Origin of the sequence: Photobacterium angustum, from assembly GCF_003026365.1 — a bacterium.
Classification (GTDB): Bacteria; Pseudomonadota; Gammaproteobacteria; order Enterobacterales; family Vibrionaceae; genus Photobacterium; species Photobacterium angustum.
Genome location: NZ_PYOM01000028.1, coordinates 1 through 16,105, shown reverse-complemented (window position 1 = coordinate 16,105; position 16,105 = coordinate 1). Strand labels below are relative to the sequence as shown.

The 16,105-nt window shown below is 35.6% G+C and carries 12 protein-coding genes; 2 read left to right on the top strand and 10 right to left on the bottom strand.

What is annotated here, in order from left to right; all coding sequences use genetic code 11:
- Nucleotide 1: 1 nt before the first annotated feature.
- From CTN01_RS21240 to CTN01_RS21230, 4 genes are all read right to left on the bottom strand, one after another.
- Nucleotides 2–2,704 (bottom strand): CRISPR-associated helicase/endonuclease Cas3, encoded by a 2,703-nt coding sequence (locus CTN01_RS21240; protein WP_045150557.1) that lies wholly within the window; start codon nt 2,702–2,704, stop codon nt 2–4.
- A 203-nt stretch (nt 2,705–2,907) separates the two neighbouring features.
- Nucleotides 2,908–3,363: a hypothetical protein gene (locus CTN01_RS21235; protein WP_045130499.1), complete on the bottom strand. Its 456-nt coding sequence runs from the start codon at nt 3,361–3,363 to the stop codon at nt 2,908–2,910.
- 229 nt (nt 3,364–3,592) lie between these two features.
- The gene (locus tag CTN01_RS23145; RefSeq protein ID WP_258179910.1) at nt 3,593–3,718 is read right to left on the bottom strand and encodes a hypothetical protein; all 126 of its coding nucleotides are present in this window, start codon (nt 3,716–3,718) and stop codon (nt 3,593–3,595) included.
- 598 nt (nt 3,719–4,316) lie between these two features.
- The gene (locus CTN01_RS21230; RefSeq protein ID WP_045130500.1) at nt 4,317–4,547 is read right to left on the bottom strand and encodes a hypothetical protein; all 231 of its coding nucleotides are present in this window, start codon (nt 4,545–4,547) and stop codon (nt 4,317–4,319) included.
- A 692-nt stretch (nt 4,548–5,239) separates the two neighbouring features.
- On the opposite strand from CTN01_RS21230, the gene CTN01_RS21225 reads away from it, so the two are divergent.
- A complete protein-coding gene (locus CTN01_RS21225; RefSeq protein ID WP_045130501.1) occupies nt 5,240–5,491 on the top strand; it encodes a hypothetical protein in 252 nt (83 codons plus the stop codon).
- 875 nt (nt 5,492–6,366) lie between these two features.
- Here the strand turns inward: CTN01_RS21225 and CTN01_RS21220 are convergent.
- The 5 genes from CTN01_RS21220 to CTN01_RS21200 all read right to left on the bottom strand — a co-directional run bounded on the left by CTN01_RS21220 (nt 6,367) and on the right by CTN01_RS21200 (nt 12,007).
- Nucleotides 6,367–7,431 (bottom strand): hypothetical protein, encoded by a 1,065-nt coding sequence (locus CTN01_RS21220; RefSeq protein ID WP_045130502.1) that lies wholly within the window; start codon nt 7,429–7,431, stop codon nt 6,367–6,369.
- A gap of 9 nt (nt 7,432–7,440) precedes the next feature.
- Complete coding sequence (locus CTN01_RS21215; RefSeq protein WP_045083567.1) at nt 7,441–8,178, bottom strand: fimbrial biogenesis chaperone; 738 nt, start codon at nt 8,176–8,178, stop codon at nt 7,441–7,443.
- A gap of 3 nt (nt 8,179–8,181) precedes the next feature.
- A complete protein-coding gene (locus CTN01_RS21210; protein ID WP_052666737.1) occupies nt 8,182–10,905 on the bottom strand; it encodes a TcfC E-set like domain-containing protein in 2,724 nt (907 codons plus the stop codon).
- Nucleotides 10,902–11,393 carry a hypothetical protein gene (locus tag CTN01_RS21205; protein WP_146150438.1) on the bottom strand — a complete coding sequence of 164 codons (492 nt, stop codon included), beginning with the start codon at nt 11,391–11,393 and terminating at the stop codon, nt 10,902–10,904. Before CTN01_RS21205 ends, CTN01_RS21210 begins: the two co-directional genes overlap by 4 nt.
- Nucleotides 11,394–11,473: 80 nt before the next feature.
- A complete protein-coding gene (locus CTN01_RS21200) occupies nt 11,474–12,007 on the bottom strand; it encodes a hypothetical protein (protein ID WP_045130504.1) in 534 nt (177 codons plus the stop codon).
- Between the two features lie 818 nt (nt 12,008–12,825).
- Here CTN01_RS21200 and CTN01_RS21195 point away from each other — a divergent pair.
- Complete coding sequence (locus CTN01_RS21195) at nt 12,826–13,734, top strand: helix-turn-helix domain-containing protein (protein WP_045150558.1); 909 nt, start codon at nt 12,826–12,828, stop codon at nt 13,732–13,734.
- Between the two features lie 1,072 nt (nt 13,735–14,806).
- Here the strand turns inward: CTN01_RS21195 and CTN01_RS21190 are convergent.
- Nucleotides 14,807–16,105 (bottom strand): Lcl domain-containing protein (locus tag CTN01_RS21190; protein ID WP_211317087.1); only part of this gene is annotated, 1,299 nt, incomplete at its 5' end.

Genomic DNA, 16,105 nt, shown 5'->3' with positions numbered 1-16,105 from the left:
CTTATTGATTACGCTGATAAAAACCACTCGTCGCACTATAACCAGACATAGGGTCTTGTTCGGGGTACCAAGGTTGTATGTATTTGATGTTGGGATAACGCTTTGCTAACAATAATGTTTGCTGTTCTGTTAATGGTTGCAAATGATCGGCATATTTAAGTTTTGCTACTGACAAAGTACTAAGGGTAATCGCATGACAAAGATCTTCTTGCCAAGGTACTAACTCCCCGTTCTCATTGCATTTAAGTACTAAAATTTGAGCCGTTTCTCTATCACAAAAACGAGTACTAATGTCATACTGATCTTCTGACCAGTGTTTTTGACTGCTATAACAATACCCATATTGGAAATCAATCAGTTGTGATTTTGCGGAGGCTGTTTTTAAGCTTTGTTCTGCAATTAATTCATCTTCTTTCGTAATTAATGCAGTAGGGATCTGAGCTTGCGATTTTTCACTATAAACGGCCTCAATAAGAGTACGGGCTTCGCTTGGCATACGAATAGCACCGAGCTCAATGAGTTTACGTTGAGCAAGCCATAATCGACCGGGAGAGCGATACACATATTCGGTATTACGGAAATCTTGACTGAGCCAATCAACCTGCGGTTCTTCTTCCCACTTCGGCGCATGGAGATACAAAACAGGCGCCGAACGTTGATCAACACCATTATAATATTGCCCATTAATATCTCGCGTATGACGGTGCAATCGACCGGCACGTTGGATCAAGTCATCTATTGGACAAATATCAGAAATCATTACATCGACATCAGCATCTAAGCTTTCTTGGAAAACTTGGGTTGCAATTAGTACAGTACCCTGACGTTGTTCACCTGTAATAAGCTCACCATCAGCTGTTTTTTTGCTGAGGCAATTTAAGACTTGTTGCTCAATACGTTTTCTATCAACTAACGTAAATCGACTATGAAAAAGCATGACTTTATTAGATGATAAATCACACTCTGCCGCTGCTAACGCTTGAGTGACAAGATCATATGCAGCACGTGCATCATCTACTGAGTTTCGAATCCAAGCGACACACTGCCCCGCAAGAACGGCCTGAACAATCTTCTCGATACAAGCTGTTTCGGTATGAAGTTGGGTAACGGTTACTTCGCGACACACATCAGCCCGACTTTTAAGCGGCGTTTCAATTAAAGAATTAAAAGGATCCAAACATACCTGTGTTGCCAGAGGAAAATCATTAGCAGTGGTACAAGTCAGACTTTTAAGTGGTAAGTGCCCAGCTTTTAACCAAATATTCGCGAGTTTTTGGCGTTGCTCTATTGAGAGTGTCGCCGTTAATAAAATAGCTGAGCCACCATGGCGTAGATGTTGTTCTAATAAGGATTCTAATAGCGTAAACATATACTCATCAGCCGCATGAACCTCATCAAAAATCAGTACCTTACGATGTAGCCCTAATAATCGAAGAGATTGATGTTTTCTTGGTAACACCGCTAACAATGCTTGATCGATAGTCCCTACACCAACGGTGGCAAGCAAGGCTTTCTTGCGTGAATCAGCTAACCAAGCATTGCATAATGCAGTTGCGGTTTGATCGTGTTGATAATAATCATCATCTAACTTACCTGATGTCAATTTGACCGTTTGAAAACGATCATTAAGAGCACTGCTACTTTGAGCCAGTACAATACTGGGCATAATTCGATCACGTTCATTCTCAAACATATTAGAATAGTGTTCGGTTACACGATTAAACATGGCATTTGACGTTGCCATTGTCGGTAAACCAAAATAAAACCCATCAGCCACACCCAGAGCCATTAGTCTATGAGTTAATGCAAGAGCAGCTTCCGTTTTACCTGCTCCTGTGACATCTTCTAATATAAATAATTGAGGAGAGTCAGAAAGCTGAACAGTTTGAGCCCATTGTTGTAGTGGCGTCGGTTCAAAACCAAAGTGGTGTTGGATGGAAACAAACTCAGACGGCTTAGCACGTAAAGAAAAACCTGTTTTTATTAAAGCAATAGACGCTTGTTTCTGAGCTTGTTTCCAATAGTCAGATAAAGGCATCTTTGTTGAGTTATACGGAAAATAATCTGTGTTTGAGCCAAGCCAATCAGCCAAAACAGTGATACCCGCTAAATGCCAACTTGATTGTTCTAAACGCTGATTATCAATTAATTTTGGTAAGCAAGGCTGCAATAAGTCATATAGCGCATGAACATAATTACGAACATCATCGATATTTCTTGACTCCGTAAATGGCTTTAACTCTCGAGGCTTAACCATTTCAACAGGCGCACCATGGTGCCCTAGGACTACATTCATTAATATATTGAGATTATCAAGAATATCCTCTTCATCTTCATCGCAATCAGCAGCTAAAAATAAAATAACTTCATCACAAATTTGGTCCCAAAAATACACACCTAAACGATCATGCTTAGCTTTTGATGCATCATATTGTTTAGCCGAAAAACCTACATTGTTTGAAGAAATAGCTTGAAAAGCAGATGCAAATTTCCCTAAATCATGCAGAGCGATAAAAAACACAACTAAGTTAGAAAGCTGTTTTTCATCAATATCAAGTAATTGAGATAATTCACGTATCAAAATCGCATCAGTCGAAAGCAGTTGTTGTCCAATAGCTGCAACATCTAAACAGTGATAAGGTAATAAATGATAATTAGATGGATCTGATTTATTAGTTTTTCCCCAATAATCGAAATAGCTCATGAAAATACCTATCAAGTTAGTCAGATAATCTAGCCACAGAATCATAATGAAAGAATGATAAGTATATAAAAAATATTTATATACTTATAAATCATGGTATCAGTAATAATTTATTTCTCTAACTAGCAGAAAAGTATTATTTTAAATAAAGAACAACGAGTTACCTGAAATAAAAAAGAAGATAACTCAATAAATTTATACAACTATGCAGATTGAGCTTTATTACTGCGCAATTTTTTAGTATCGAAAATATTTAAAGCCATCAAGGAAAGGTTAGTTACTCCAGCAATGAACTCAATGATTTGGACAATATAAAAAGTATAGGAAAACTGATGATTGCTAGATAAGTAATAAAGATATAAAGCACAGGGTAATAAAACAAACACCCCGTTAAAAGCGATCAATGGCATACGTTTTTTCTTTCTACCTATAGGGCCTTTATTTACATTCCCTGCCATTTTTGCACCTGTAATCCCTGTTATGGCCATTAAAGGAATGAGTAAAAAAGCACCAAACAAGATAGCCGTTTTAACTATAACTACACTTGATATGTCCCCAAACAGTTCGATCATAATTGAACTCATAAAAAAAGATAAAACTAATATAAAGCTTGTTATTGCAGAAAAAAAGTGTATTAATTTTAGTGTTGACTTTGACATTTGGAATTCCACGCAGTATTAATATATAACTTTTATTTTTAATATTATCGCAAGTATTAAATACTCATTTAATAAAGGTTGTGTATAACCTTAAATATGCCTATGAAATATAGAATTTAACTCATTAATGCGACAATAAAAGTTTAGATAACAACATTTCAAGAAGCATATATCTACATCCATCTGATACTCGTACACTCCAATGAATAAAGATAATATATTAATAATCTTATGCGATGCCATTTTTCTTACGATACTCTATAATAAATTTATTTTTTGTCTTATTTGATGCTTTTAAAGCTAATGTACGTTGTCTCTGCTCATTATTTAATAAAAAAGTTTTTTTTGAAGCCATAAATTAACCCTCTTTTAAAATATAATATTAAAAATATAGCGATGATTATTACAGAAGTAATGCGGCAAAGTAGCAGTACGTGTTTTTATTCACACAAATATTAAATCGAATATCGTTATACAGCTTTACAAATACCGGATAATCCATTAAGTTAGGAATGAAATTCAAATTATTCAATCATCCTTTCTTCTATCGAGTTAAAATCCACTGTCTTAAGAGCGTTTCAATGTATCCCTACCGTCTTAACAAATACAATTTAAAACATTTTCTTTAAACATCATTACTGTTACATAGTGAACTTCAAATTTATCGAAACATTTATTCTCGACAACTAAACCTTGCTGTATTTCTTCAACATGTTCGGAAGGTCGAGTAGGCTAAAATCTTGATTAGATTTTTCATTCTTATGATGCCACCTGGATATTCATATGCTATGTCATTATTCCAATTAATACTTTCCAACACTAGTGTATTTCTGATATTTTGCTAAAAATATACTATAGAGTAATATTATAGCAACAAACGCATTCTGGCATGTTTCGTTAATTGCAATAATTATACTGTGAGCTTTTGGGGTTCGTAGACGTATTTATGCACGTCATACTGATACATAACTACCCTCGGGAGTCAGAGAACAAAGAGCATCATTTTTAGAAAAGCGGTTGCTATATATCTTCGCATATGAAATCTCAAATTTTTTTTGAGCCACTTCTAATTCATACAAAATAATACTGAGCTTATCAACATCTCTTAATAAAATCGCTTCTCTGGTCTTTTTTAAGCACTGCTCTAGCTCAGCCTTTAAAATTAGTAACTCTCTGTTGTTCATAATACTCACCCAGATAGAAAGTCATTTAATAATCCCAAATACAGACAGAGAAAGTAATAGGCATAGACAAAAAAGACAAAACAAAATTGCCCAACCTTAGAGTGTGAAAAATAAAAAATGTTTAACATTATTAATAGATTTTAATGTTAATATTAAAGATGCTATTTATTACGGTGGAGTTTTCTTATTCCTATTTTCACTTTCATCATGCTGTAATAAAAAAAATTCGCCTCAATTTACCATCCGTTCTATTTAAGATTCTTCGCTAGTCGCACATGACCATTTCTCTATTTTAAATCAATTGATTGAAGTAATTAGACTTTAACTAATTGATATTCAAACCCAGCGCCATTATTGGAAAACGGAACTTATCGATGTTTAGCATGCATTAATAAAAACATACGCTTTTAAGCGTAATATGTAAGTTTTCGATCACTAAATAAAAATAATAGAACAAAACTTGAGAATATTGTTAACAGGCGTATGTATAATTTACTATAAAAAACTAATTTCAACCCCACAAGGCAATAATGCCAACTAAACAATACCATCAGAGCAGCATATAACACCAATAAAAACCACTTTCTCAGCAAACCAGTCTAATAATAACCACTATTTTTTTAAAATAATAATTCATATTTCTATTTTTTTGTTTATATTAAGACTAGATATCACAAATTAAGGATTGATTTATGCGATATTTATTAATGTTATGTTCTGTATTATTTAGTTGTCCTGTATGGTCTGATACCGAATCATCTTTTTCGTGGAAAGGTACCGTTCCTAATATATCGGCTCAGATTAATATCCCTATTTCATTAGGAGTCGATGATATCGATAGTGAACTACGAAAAAAACCATGGCTAAAAGAAAACAATGCACTCTCTATAAAATACAGTAATAATTTCGGTCAAGTTAAAATAGTTGAAATAAATAACATATAAAATACATATTTAAAGCGGGAACTAGATAGCCGAAAATTTATTCGTTCGTTATCTTCTCCAACTCACATTTATATTTGTTATCAACGGCATAAAATACAACCCGATAGAACGAAGAATATTCTAAGCTTTCTATCCCGCTAAATATCTATTTGCTAACTTCTTAGCCATCCAAATCACTGTACGGCTCAAAATTTTAGCGATTATATAGTTATCACCAATGCCTAGCTTGTTTAATTCGTAGCGGCTTTGTTGCAACACTAAAGCTACATATTTTATACGATAAGACGTAGTAGAAACGATTGGATATCCCAAGCTGAGTTGAACGATTCGAAATACAATAGTCAACTAGTATTTCACATTGGTGTTTTTACTTTTTCGGAAAGAGTCGACTCTCAAGAGGAAGAAAATATTGGAACAAAATCTAATTAGATTAAGCAGCATTCAATAAGAACACGCAAGGAGCTTGTAAATATTGATGATGGAAAGTCAGAAAATTGAAAATCACGTCAATAAAAAAAGCTGCCAGGTAAGGCCCCAAACAGCTCACCAGACAGCTCTCGTAATGAGATACTCAATACCATTAAAGGCGATTGTTCATAAAAACGAAAAATTCCGCTCTCATTAATATGCCAACAATACGTTAACAGCTTTCAATCAACGCTAATTTAGTTTCGATATTCGCTGATCTTCCCCTAAAAAGTGCCAGATACAACTCTGGCATATCGAAACTAAAAAATATTAAATACTGAACGCTCATATATTTAAACGTAGGTTAAAGCCCTTTCCCAACCCTAAAGCAGTGCCCTCTGCACTGCCGCAAAGGTCCGCCTATAAGAACTACAATAACTTTCGTAGATGTGTAATTTAATTCAAATCTAAATACCAGCTTCAAAAATCAGTACAAATCGCCCTACATAGGTATCGTTATTGAGCTCTGATAACTTTTTATCTTTAAAGCTCACATTTAAGCGAGCTTCAGCCTTGGTACCCCCACTGTTTGTTGTTATGCGAGCTCTATTATTGATATTGTCTATATCCGGAAACCCATCAGTAATAAAATCATTTTTATCACACCCTGAAGTGCATTTAACGCTATAAGGAATACCAATATCGACTTCGCTGTCTTTCATCGGCTTTAATTGATAAAATTCTGATATTGGTCTTAACCCAACGAGTACCCCATTGGGGAATATTCCTTTTGCTGTAATAGTGTATTCAGTACTGCCACTCACTAAAGTTTCTGGATAACCGTAGTAACGAGGTTCAATAACATCCGCTCCAAATACATCTACACTAGTTAGTAACGCAGGGGAATACTCCAAAACCACATCAATTCGAAAATCCAATGTATTACGGATACGGGTACTATTTCGGTAATAGTCATAAGGTACTCTCACGTTAAGAGTACCCATATATCTTCCTGTAGGTGCATTTGCCTCCTGAAATGCATTTAACCATATACGTTTATCAATGTTTTTAATCAGTGGACGATAATGAGTAAATGGTATTTCGAATTGATTTAGAGTTATACGCTTATTAGCTACCCCTTCACCTATGACTGTGACTCGTTTATTTCCCGTCTGTGCGTCTGATGTTGACGACCCGCCACTTATATCTTCCACATTAGTATTACCTGAGACTTCATATTGCATCCCTGCTAATTCAATTGGGAGATTTATCTGCATACCTCCTCCACTTTGCAACGTGATTATCTGCTCGGTAATAGTATTTGGACCGCCAGGCACGAATTGATCAGCATAGGGTAAATTTATTGGGGTATACCAAATGCTCGGCGCGAGATTTGAAGATATCGTGGATGCATTTATCCACTCCAAATTTTCTCCTTTAATTCTGCCCTCGATTTCAGCTGCATTTGCACTTAACGGACTGAAAGCATACATAGCCCCAATGGCTAACCACATCAATAACAAACGTTTCATCACCTACTCCTAGCTTCGGATAGTTTGACCTTTTGTCAACGTAACCGTTTTTTCGTAGGTAGAATAATGCGTTGAAAACTCTGCGTTTATCTTACCTTGCTTAGTCATTTCTGGTGGTAAAGAGACCCGTAAGTCACGTCCAGCTAGGGCGTATACAACTTTGGAGCACTGCTTTCGCTCTTCACCTTTTACAGTATCTTCACAGGCGTTAAAGTACGCACGAACATAACTGTCACCATTATTCTTAAGCTGAATATGATCTTGATTATAAGTAACGTTATAGTTGAGAGGTTGGTCTTTTTCAGCAGGAACAACAAATATAGAAGCAAACCCAACAGCAACCTGCATCACTTGTTTAACCTTTTCTTTTCCAGAAAAATACGGCGTTGGCGCAAACGTCAGTTGGTAATATTTATCACTTTCTTTATTATCCGTATTCTTAGGCTCATACTGCACTTTAAAGTCTTTTTGTAAACCGGAATCAATGACGGTTTTAGCGGGGCGCAAAGTTAAATCCCATTGATCAATATTATCTCGGGTATACGGCTTTTTTAATATTTTACCGTTTTCAACATCCAAAGAGGATATCGCAACATGGATGAATTGACGATAACCATCGTTATTGTTAATGGTAAATTTACCTTCCCCTCGCTCAGCAAACTCAATCATAGAATTAATGCCAATCGCCTGCGAAACCGTAGGGGCTAGTAAAGATAGAAAAAGGCCACACTTTAAAAATTCATTCATTCTTTATCTCACACTAAATAATTGATCGATGCTGATGGTATCTAAAATTACATAAGCATCTAAACTTTCTAATAACGAACGCTGAGCCGTCGTATATTGCTCTAAGTAACGCACATATACATACTGCGCATTAGCGACTTCAATCGCTTTTGACTCCAAGCCCACTTCTTTTAATAAAGTTAAAAAGTGTTTAGCTTGTTCTGTCGATTCATACTTACCGATATAGAGTAATGCTCGTTCAACATCATTATCCTTAATAAGATTAGGGATGTCTGACCATACAATTTGGTCATTAATATCATCCAATCCAGGAAGACAATATGCGTAAATATACTGCTCACCCATTAAATCAGAGTCATAAACACACAATCTTTTTTCAGATATCAATTTAAATGGCGAATTCTTACGGAAGTTAACGCGATATACACCATCATCCGATAATGGCTCAACACTTTTACATCCTTCACCAATACAACGGACAGCTGGTATAGGCTTGCCAAACATATCATTAAGAATGAACGTTTGACTCTCTAATGGTGTTACCTTGCTGTCTAACTGATAATACGTACCAGGATGAACAAAATGTCGATAATTATTATTTTCGATATCAACATTATCGGCCTCAGCATTTAGCTCGAAAGCCACTTCAGTATAAGGTGATAAATCTATCATTTGTCCTTGTAATGCCGATACGGAATCGCGATACCAATACTGACCGTCACGAATAATGTCATATTTTAACTTGATCTCTTTTTGCTTTGATGGCTCGGTAAATTCAGGTTCTATCGCTACAAAAGCACTGCCTTTTTGATAAGTTAGCGCACCGCCATCACTAGAAAGAATTTGTGAGCCCGATAGTGTAGTTGATAGCGAGCGTTGGCCATTACTGTTAACGTAAGCGTTTGTACTATGCTGAAGATACCTGTTATGTCCACTTACACTGCCAGACCATTCGGATTCATCGTTACCCTCTCGTCCTAACTTTATGCCAGCTGTGGTAGATGCCAAATAATCATCACCGGAATATTGATACGTTAAATTATTTAAATTATTAGAGAAACCATCATTATCAGCATATATTCCGATACGACCAGTTAGCGAGTTACCAAAGTTATATGACCAAGTAAGGCTGCTGTTTAAAGTGTCTTTAGTACGACCATAATGGTTGTACGTCGTGTTAAAACTAAATTGCCCACCAAACAGATCTCGTGACCACGTTAAAGAAATATTGTCACTTTTGTCATTGCTATTACCATCGTCTGTTTGATAATTAAAGTAACTTAGGTAAGAAGTCCCCCCGAAAAAATTCCCGAAAAAACCTACACCAATCTCTTTTGTATCCACATCACCATACAATAACCGTACAAGAGCGCTTGAGTATTCATTCGCTTTAACATGTCGAACAGACGCAGAAAAAGAAGAATAAGTCAATTTCCCGTACTGGTAGGAGTCCCCAGAGGTAAAAAGTCCTGCGGTATATTGCATATTAAACTTATCGTCTAACATCCAAAAACCACCAAGTTGTATTAAGCTGTCGTCTCCACCTTGGGTAAAACTGCCCGCCCCTAGTAATACTTCAATAGGCCGATAAGAGAAAGCCCCTCGAGCATATATACGCTCGGCGTTAGAAATTTCATCTAATTTATCATCGCTGTAATTAATATTTTTTAAATATCCAGAATCAATACGATAGTCCCAATCATTCAATGCGAGGGAAAACTGTTTTGTATTAACAACTTGGCGTAAATCATTAAATATTTCACTTGAGCCTTGCTTTAATACTAATCGTAACGTGTAAACGCCCGGTGGCAGCTCGTCGTAACCAATTGATTGTTGTCCAGCGGGAACAACTCTACTCAACAATAAACGCTCACCTTTATAAACTTCCAATTGAGCCGTTTGAGCCGCATAAAAATAAATCCGCTGTTGGGCTTGTTTGTTACCTTTTAATAGATTCGATGATGAACCAAGAGAAAGTCCGAGACCTGAGTAATTCGCACCAAAACTTAAGAAATCAGTAGTATTCAACGATTCACTATCTCGGTCTTGATAGCCTATCCACCCTCGATGTGCGCCTATTTCAACATCATATAATGCTCTATAAACGTTGAGCTCATTCTTAGAGTCATAATATTGCGTATCAAGAGAAAGGACACCTGCGGGTAAGCCCAACAGTGTATTATTTCTCCAATTAAACTGGGCATCTCCATCATCACCGAAATAAGCATACAGATCTGACCAGTTAATTAACGCATTATTCGTTCGTAACGATGAATAATATTCTTTACTCGTGCCGCTTGAATCCAACATTTCAGGTGAGATAAATATTTTCAATAATTTATTATCAAAATCATAAACATAACCAGCCTCCCCTGGAATACTTTCAGGCACACAACGAGGCAATATACCTTCACACCCAGGATTAGCTTTAATACCTGACGATAGCTGTTTAATGATTTTCTCAATCGCACTTGCTGTAACTTTTCTCTCATCTAAATAACGACTCAACAAGAAAATCGCATTGTCCACTTCACCATTAAGTCGAAAGGACTCATAGCTGACATCAGCAGTAATTTTTTGACTGAGCCCTTCGCCAGCAATTATAACTTCAACAGTTTCCCTTCTCTCTTCGAAAAAGTCTGCAAACTCAAGTGGGTACTGATTAGAAGCAAGTAAAGCCTTTCCTGGCATAACTGAAAAAAACAATAGGATAAATAAGTTCTTCACAATTCTATTCCTGCGGTGATACCTAATAAGCCATAACAGTTTTGCTCTTTGGACAACTGAGGCAGACTACCATTATCAAATATCAGCGATAACTTGTGAGATTGTTCCACCTTATTTTCAAGAAGAAGGCCATTACTTCCATCTTCACCGGAATTAACATGAGGGAACGATTTTCCATCTAATAAGGTAGAAACTGAGTGATTTAAAGATTTATTATTGCCATTATCAATACAGTAGTGTTCAGAAACTTGCAGTGACAGATTATAATCAATCGGTTTTCCTTCTACCGCCCGTACCACAAAAGGAATATCAAGAGGATGAAATGCTTCTTTCTCAGAATTATAAGGTATAGAAAAATTGACTTTTTTTGCGTCAATCTCGATAGCATCTGAATGCGATTTCTTAAAAATAGTGACTTTGGGAATAAACGTATATTGTAAGCTACTGGCCTTAGAAAAAGAGCTAAATACGAAAATTAAGCAAGCCATGACCATGTACCATTGCATTTTATCTGCCTTATAAACTCCCTCAATATAGAGGGAGTTAATAATTTTTCAGTTAGTTGAGATTAGGCTTCTGGTGTAACAGCAAGCAACGCTTGAACAACAACACTTTCATTTGCTTCAAGGTCAGCAGTCGCATCTTCAGATTTTGCAGCTATCGTAAGCATTGTTACATTAGCATTAGCTTCTTTAGTAATTTCCGCACCTATTTCAAGTTTTTCACCGTCAGCCAGTACCGCAAAGTATCCATCGTCTTCTTGCTCAGTTGCAAAATCATTAGCACCTACTTTGATACTTGTTAGTTCTGCTTTATATTTTAGCGCGTTCGTACCAGTATCATCGTCCATGACTTTAAATCCAATCGTGTTAGCATTAGTAAGCTTTACACCACTAGTATCGTTAACGAATGTCATAACACCTTCATTAAAACCAACACTACCTGATTGAACAATCTGGTATCCAGTTGAAGCTTCGGTTTTAGCTGGAACTGTACCAATCCATTGAAATGACGCTTGACCAGTTTCGTAATCTCCTGCCGTTACTGTAGATGACATACCTAGAACAGAAAGAGCAACTAAAGAAAGAATTGTTTTTTTCATTATATATAACCTTTAATATATTATTTATATCCATATTTATGATGATTAACTACGCATCCAGCAAAGTTATGAAAGCCCTCATATAAATATGAACACTTTAATAACCACGCTAAATATAATGTGGCAATACTTTTAAAATAAAAGAGATAAAACCAATGAAACCATAATATCTAAGAGCTTATATTTAGGCTCTTTTTTAGTCATAAAAAGAGATTCAGCGATTTATTTTCAATGTATTATGATAAATAACTGATGACTTATGCTTATTAATTAAAAGTATTTCAATAACATCATCAGACCAATATGCGACGTGACCTTCAACCTTTTGGGTTAAAGAAAAACACTGCAAGTTCCGTATATGCCTATCCATATTGATATGACCCCGATAATTTATTTTATTTAGTAACTGGCTTATTTCTGCAAACAATTTTACATTAACTCCCAACCAATAAAATAGGCATACAAAGATAAAGATACCAACCAATGCCCACAAGCTACATTCATTATTCAATAAAAACTTATCAAGTTAAATTTAACGCATCTATATAGCCCTATTACTCTATTACTCTATTACTCTATTACTCTATTACTCTATTAAATTTGAATTTCAATATAGTAATAGGACAATTTTTTGATGTGACTATTCAATTGGGTATAATTGAAATAATTAATCATCTTAATCACACCAAGGAGCGAAAAAATACTTGCAATCAATACTGTTAAGCATTAAATTCCCATATGGAATACAACAGTTCATACTTAACAAAATATAAACTTATTAAGTATTATTAACATTTTTAAAGCAGATAAAACTTTTTATGAAAAAAGAATTTTCACTTTTTTTAAAAAACACAAGAAGCAAACTACAAATAACACAGCAGGAAGCTGTTAATATACTTATAAATTCAGAGAGCAAGCTATCAAGACTCGATTTAACGACATATAGTCGCTGGGAGCGTGGAACTACGAAGCCTATACTATCAAAACAGATAGTCATTGCTCGAGCTTTAGGACAAGATGTCGCATCCTTGATAGATCAAAAAACAAAAGTACCTTCAAAGGAGAAAAAGGATTTTGAATTATCTATTCAAAGAAACCACAACCCGTATAATTACCAAAAAACTGATTTTACAACAAAGCACTATAATTCTTTGACTAACCAACTAGATCTTTGTCATAACTTGATGGCATTCCACAATGATTATTTAGGGCTTGATACAAGTTTGTCTGATTTTCAAAAAGCTAACCTAAAACTGGATATTTTTTTTGATAAGCATGGAGAAATGATTGGTCACCTTCTTTACGGTTTTTTAGATACGTCAACACTCACTTCAGGACATGCATCCAAAAAACTATCTAATTGTGAATTTATTCAGCCTCAAACACATAATGATAAAAGTTTAACTTTATATGTTATCTCAGGATTTAGTCTGTTATCTTCACCCAGGAAAGCTATTATTTCAAAGACTTTAGATATTATAAGACAAAACAAAAAAATAAAGTTTTTAGAAACTAACTGCCATAATCAAGAAGCATATTCTATTCATGAACGAAACCCAGAGTGCGAATTCTTATTTAAGGGTCCATCTACTGCGTTTGGTGGTATCAAAGTGTTTGGAAATAACTATCGCTATATTCGGCTAAAACTTAGCGCAGAAAGCGTTCTAGCATATAAAGTAGTTTCTTCTTTGGTACCATTTACTCATGAACATATAAAAAATAATTAAGACAGCTTTGTTTTAAGGGTCATATGGTAATGAGCTAATACGTTTCCAAACAATTAAGTAGTGAGGCCTTACTCGGCCTCATTTATAAGGAAGTTAAGAGGGGGATTTTCGATGAAATAATCTGCAGAATTCAGGTTTCGTTTCCCTATTATAAAGTACCTAATCTGTAGTCATTAAAGTTATAATGATAGCTCTTCAACAAAAAAATTTCTTATCGCTGCCATTCAATTTAATTTTCTATTTTGTTATCAAACTGGGCATGTTCGTTAACATGGCATGAGTGTGACGAACTCTTAGCGTTTTCGTAGCCTAGAGCTCAAAAGCTTATATCGCAAATTACAAAGCACATATCGTTATTATGGCATTAAATAGCATTGGATTAGAATAACTGTTCAAGTTGTGATGTTTTGGTTCAACACTGTACGCCGCTATTAAATAATATCATCGGTCTCAGTGGTTTTTAATTTGAGTTGATTTGTTCCTATTATGCTCTTTGAAGCACTCTGGAATCGATGATGGCTTCCTTTGAGCATTCACTATTTTATCTACCTTTTTTAAAGTTAATAATCTGAAATTAGATTGTTTTTTTAATTGGCCATTAACAATCGTTTCCAAAGATATGTAACCGAATATGGACTTAGTATGTTCTAGGCGAGCTATAAATCTACGCTCAATTGAATGTTTTTTATTCATACCTAATGGGAAAATTGGAGATTTCTTGGTGCTAGAGAGTTTAGACAAATAATAACCGTTTTGAAATGTACATAAGACACCCCATAATTAGAGATACGTGAACCCCATGCAAAACAGAGACTTCGGTTAGGTTAAAGTAATTAAATAAAAGCCCACAGAAAGTGGTAACTGGATAATAGCTAAGAAAGCTCGTCGGTTATTTACTCAAACTCACACCTTTATGCCAATAATACGTTGACAGCAATCAACCAATGTTAATTTAGTTTCAATATTCGTTGATATTTATCAAGAAAGTGCCAGATACAACTCTGGCACTTCAAAAATTAAAAATTAAAGCGTTAAAGTCTCAACGCTCAATTTCAGTTACTCAGTTACTCAGTTACTCAGTTACTGAGCGGCAGGATACGTATTTCCTAGCAGACTTGTTGGTGGCGGCCCAATTGCCATCCTTGAGTTCCGCCATGAAATACATGTCACCATTATAATGAGTCTCCGACCAATATTGTTTTCTGGTCGGCCAATTTTCCGATAAAAACATATTCCCAAAGACGGGATATAGGCCTTGTAACTCTTTTAAACTAGGTAAAGACCAGTTTTCTCGTCCGGCGAGACGTACATCGTTGTAGTGAGCACATAATTGCCATGCATCATCCCAGGTGAATGCGTGGAAATAACCACTTGGGCCATGAGTTCCATTTTCCTCAACAACCTCACCAATGTTGTCTAGGTAGGCCACTGATGGTGAACTGGTAAACAAATTACCATTTTTATCATAAACAAATCCAATTTCCTCTCCAGCTAAATCCGGTATTACAGGACCACTGACGCAGGATACGTAATAGTTATTATTCTCTTCATTAGGATTACTGCCGACTGCACCATTGCTAAGACGCACGGTATTATATGTATTAGGATCAGTAGATGTTTTCGTCCAATAGCGGATAGCGGTCGGCCAACCGCGCGCTGTAAACATATTATCGAACTCTTTGTATAGTTGATCTTTTAATTCATCTTTTGATGGTAAGCGCCAGTCATCTCGATCACCTATACTCAGGGTATTGTAGTGATCGCACAGGTTCTCTGCGTGTTCAAAGTTGAATTTGTAAAAATCACCGGCAGGGCCTTGAGCGTCTTTCCCTTTTTCTCCTTCTTTCTGAATAGCGTCTGCTATACTTTGACCATTAATTTTTTTTAGGTAGGCCACTGATGGTGAATTGGTAAACAATTTACCATTACTTGTTTTGACGATATCAATTACTGCATGAGCTAAGGTGGGTTCAATGTATTCAATAGCCGGACTGATTATATAGTTATCTGGGTTAGCTTGATCATAAATTTTAAGGACATAAGTGCCTACTTTATTATTTAATGTCGTTATCGATAATTCGGAACCACTTCCACTTACAAGTATCTCCACCTCATTAGCTGTTAAAGAACTACTTTCATCTACTCTCACTATTCCGACTTTCATGTCTGGGTGCTTGGTGATAGTTCCAAGTAGTACACGTTCGCCTTTATCATCAGGGTTAATTACGATATTGCCGACTGGGGTCAGTGAAATATTTTCATTTTGAATACAAGTGACATAATAAGCTCCACTCGAAGCCGTCACTTTCTCTCCTTTTAGACCTGACGAAATGTCATATGAAAAATAAGATGCATTATCTTTAATGAGGTA

Bases quoted from the DNA above. Each gene is read 5' to 3' on its own strand.
- CTN01_RS21235 (WP_045130499.1), bottom strand. From the start codon at position 3,363: ATGTCAAAGTCAACACTAAAATTAATACACTTTTTTTCTGCAATAACA.
- CTN01_RS21215 (WP_045083567.1), bottom strand. From the start codon at position 8,178: ATGAATGAATTTTTAAAGTGTGGCCTTTTTCTATCTTTACTAGCCCCT.
- CTN01_RS21200 (WP_045130504.1), bottom strand. From the start codon at position 12,007: ATGAAAAAAACAATTCTTTCTTTAGTTGCTCTTTCTGTTCTAGGTATG.
- CTN01_RS21205 (WP_146150438.1), bottom strand. From the start codon at position 11,393: ATGGCTTGCTTAATTTTCGTATTTAGCTCTTTTTCTAAGGCCAGTAGC.
- CTN01_RS21240 (WP_045150557.1), bottom strand. From the start codon at position 2,704: ATGAGCTATTTCGATTATTGGGGAAAAACTAATAAATCAGATCCATCT.
- CTN01_RS21220 (WP_045130502.1), bottom strand. From the start codon at position 7,431: ATGAAACGTTTGTTATTGATGTGGTTAGCCATTGGGGCTATGTATGCT.
- CTN01_RS21195 (WP_045150558.1), top strand. From the start codon at position 12,826: ATGAAAAAAGAATTTTCACTTTTTTTAAAAAACACAAGAAGCAAACTA.
- CTN01_RS21225 (WP_045130501.1), top strand. From the start codon at position 5,240: ATGCGATATTTATTAATGTTATGTTCTGTATTATTTAGTTGTCCTGTA.
- CTN01_RS21230 (WP_045130500.1), bottom strand. From the start codon at position 4,547: ATGAACAACAGAGAGTTACTAATTTTAAAGGCTGAGCTAGAGCAGTGC.
- CTN01_RS23145 (WP_258179910.1), bottom strand. From the start codon at position 3,718: ATGGCTTCAAAAAAAACTTTTTTATTAAATAATGAGCAGAGACAACGT.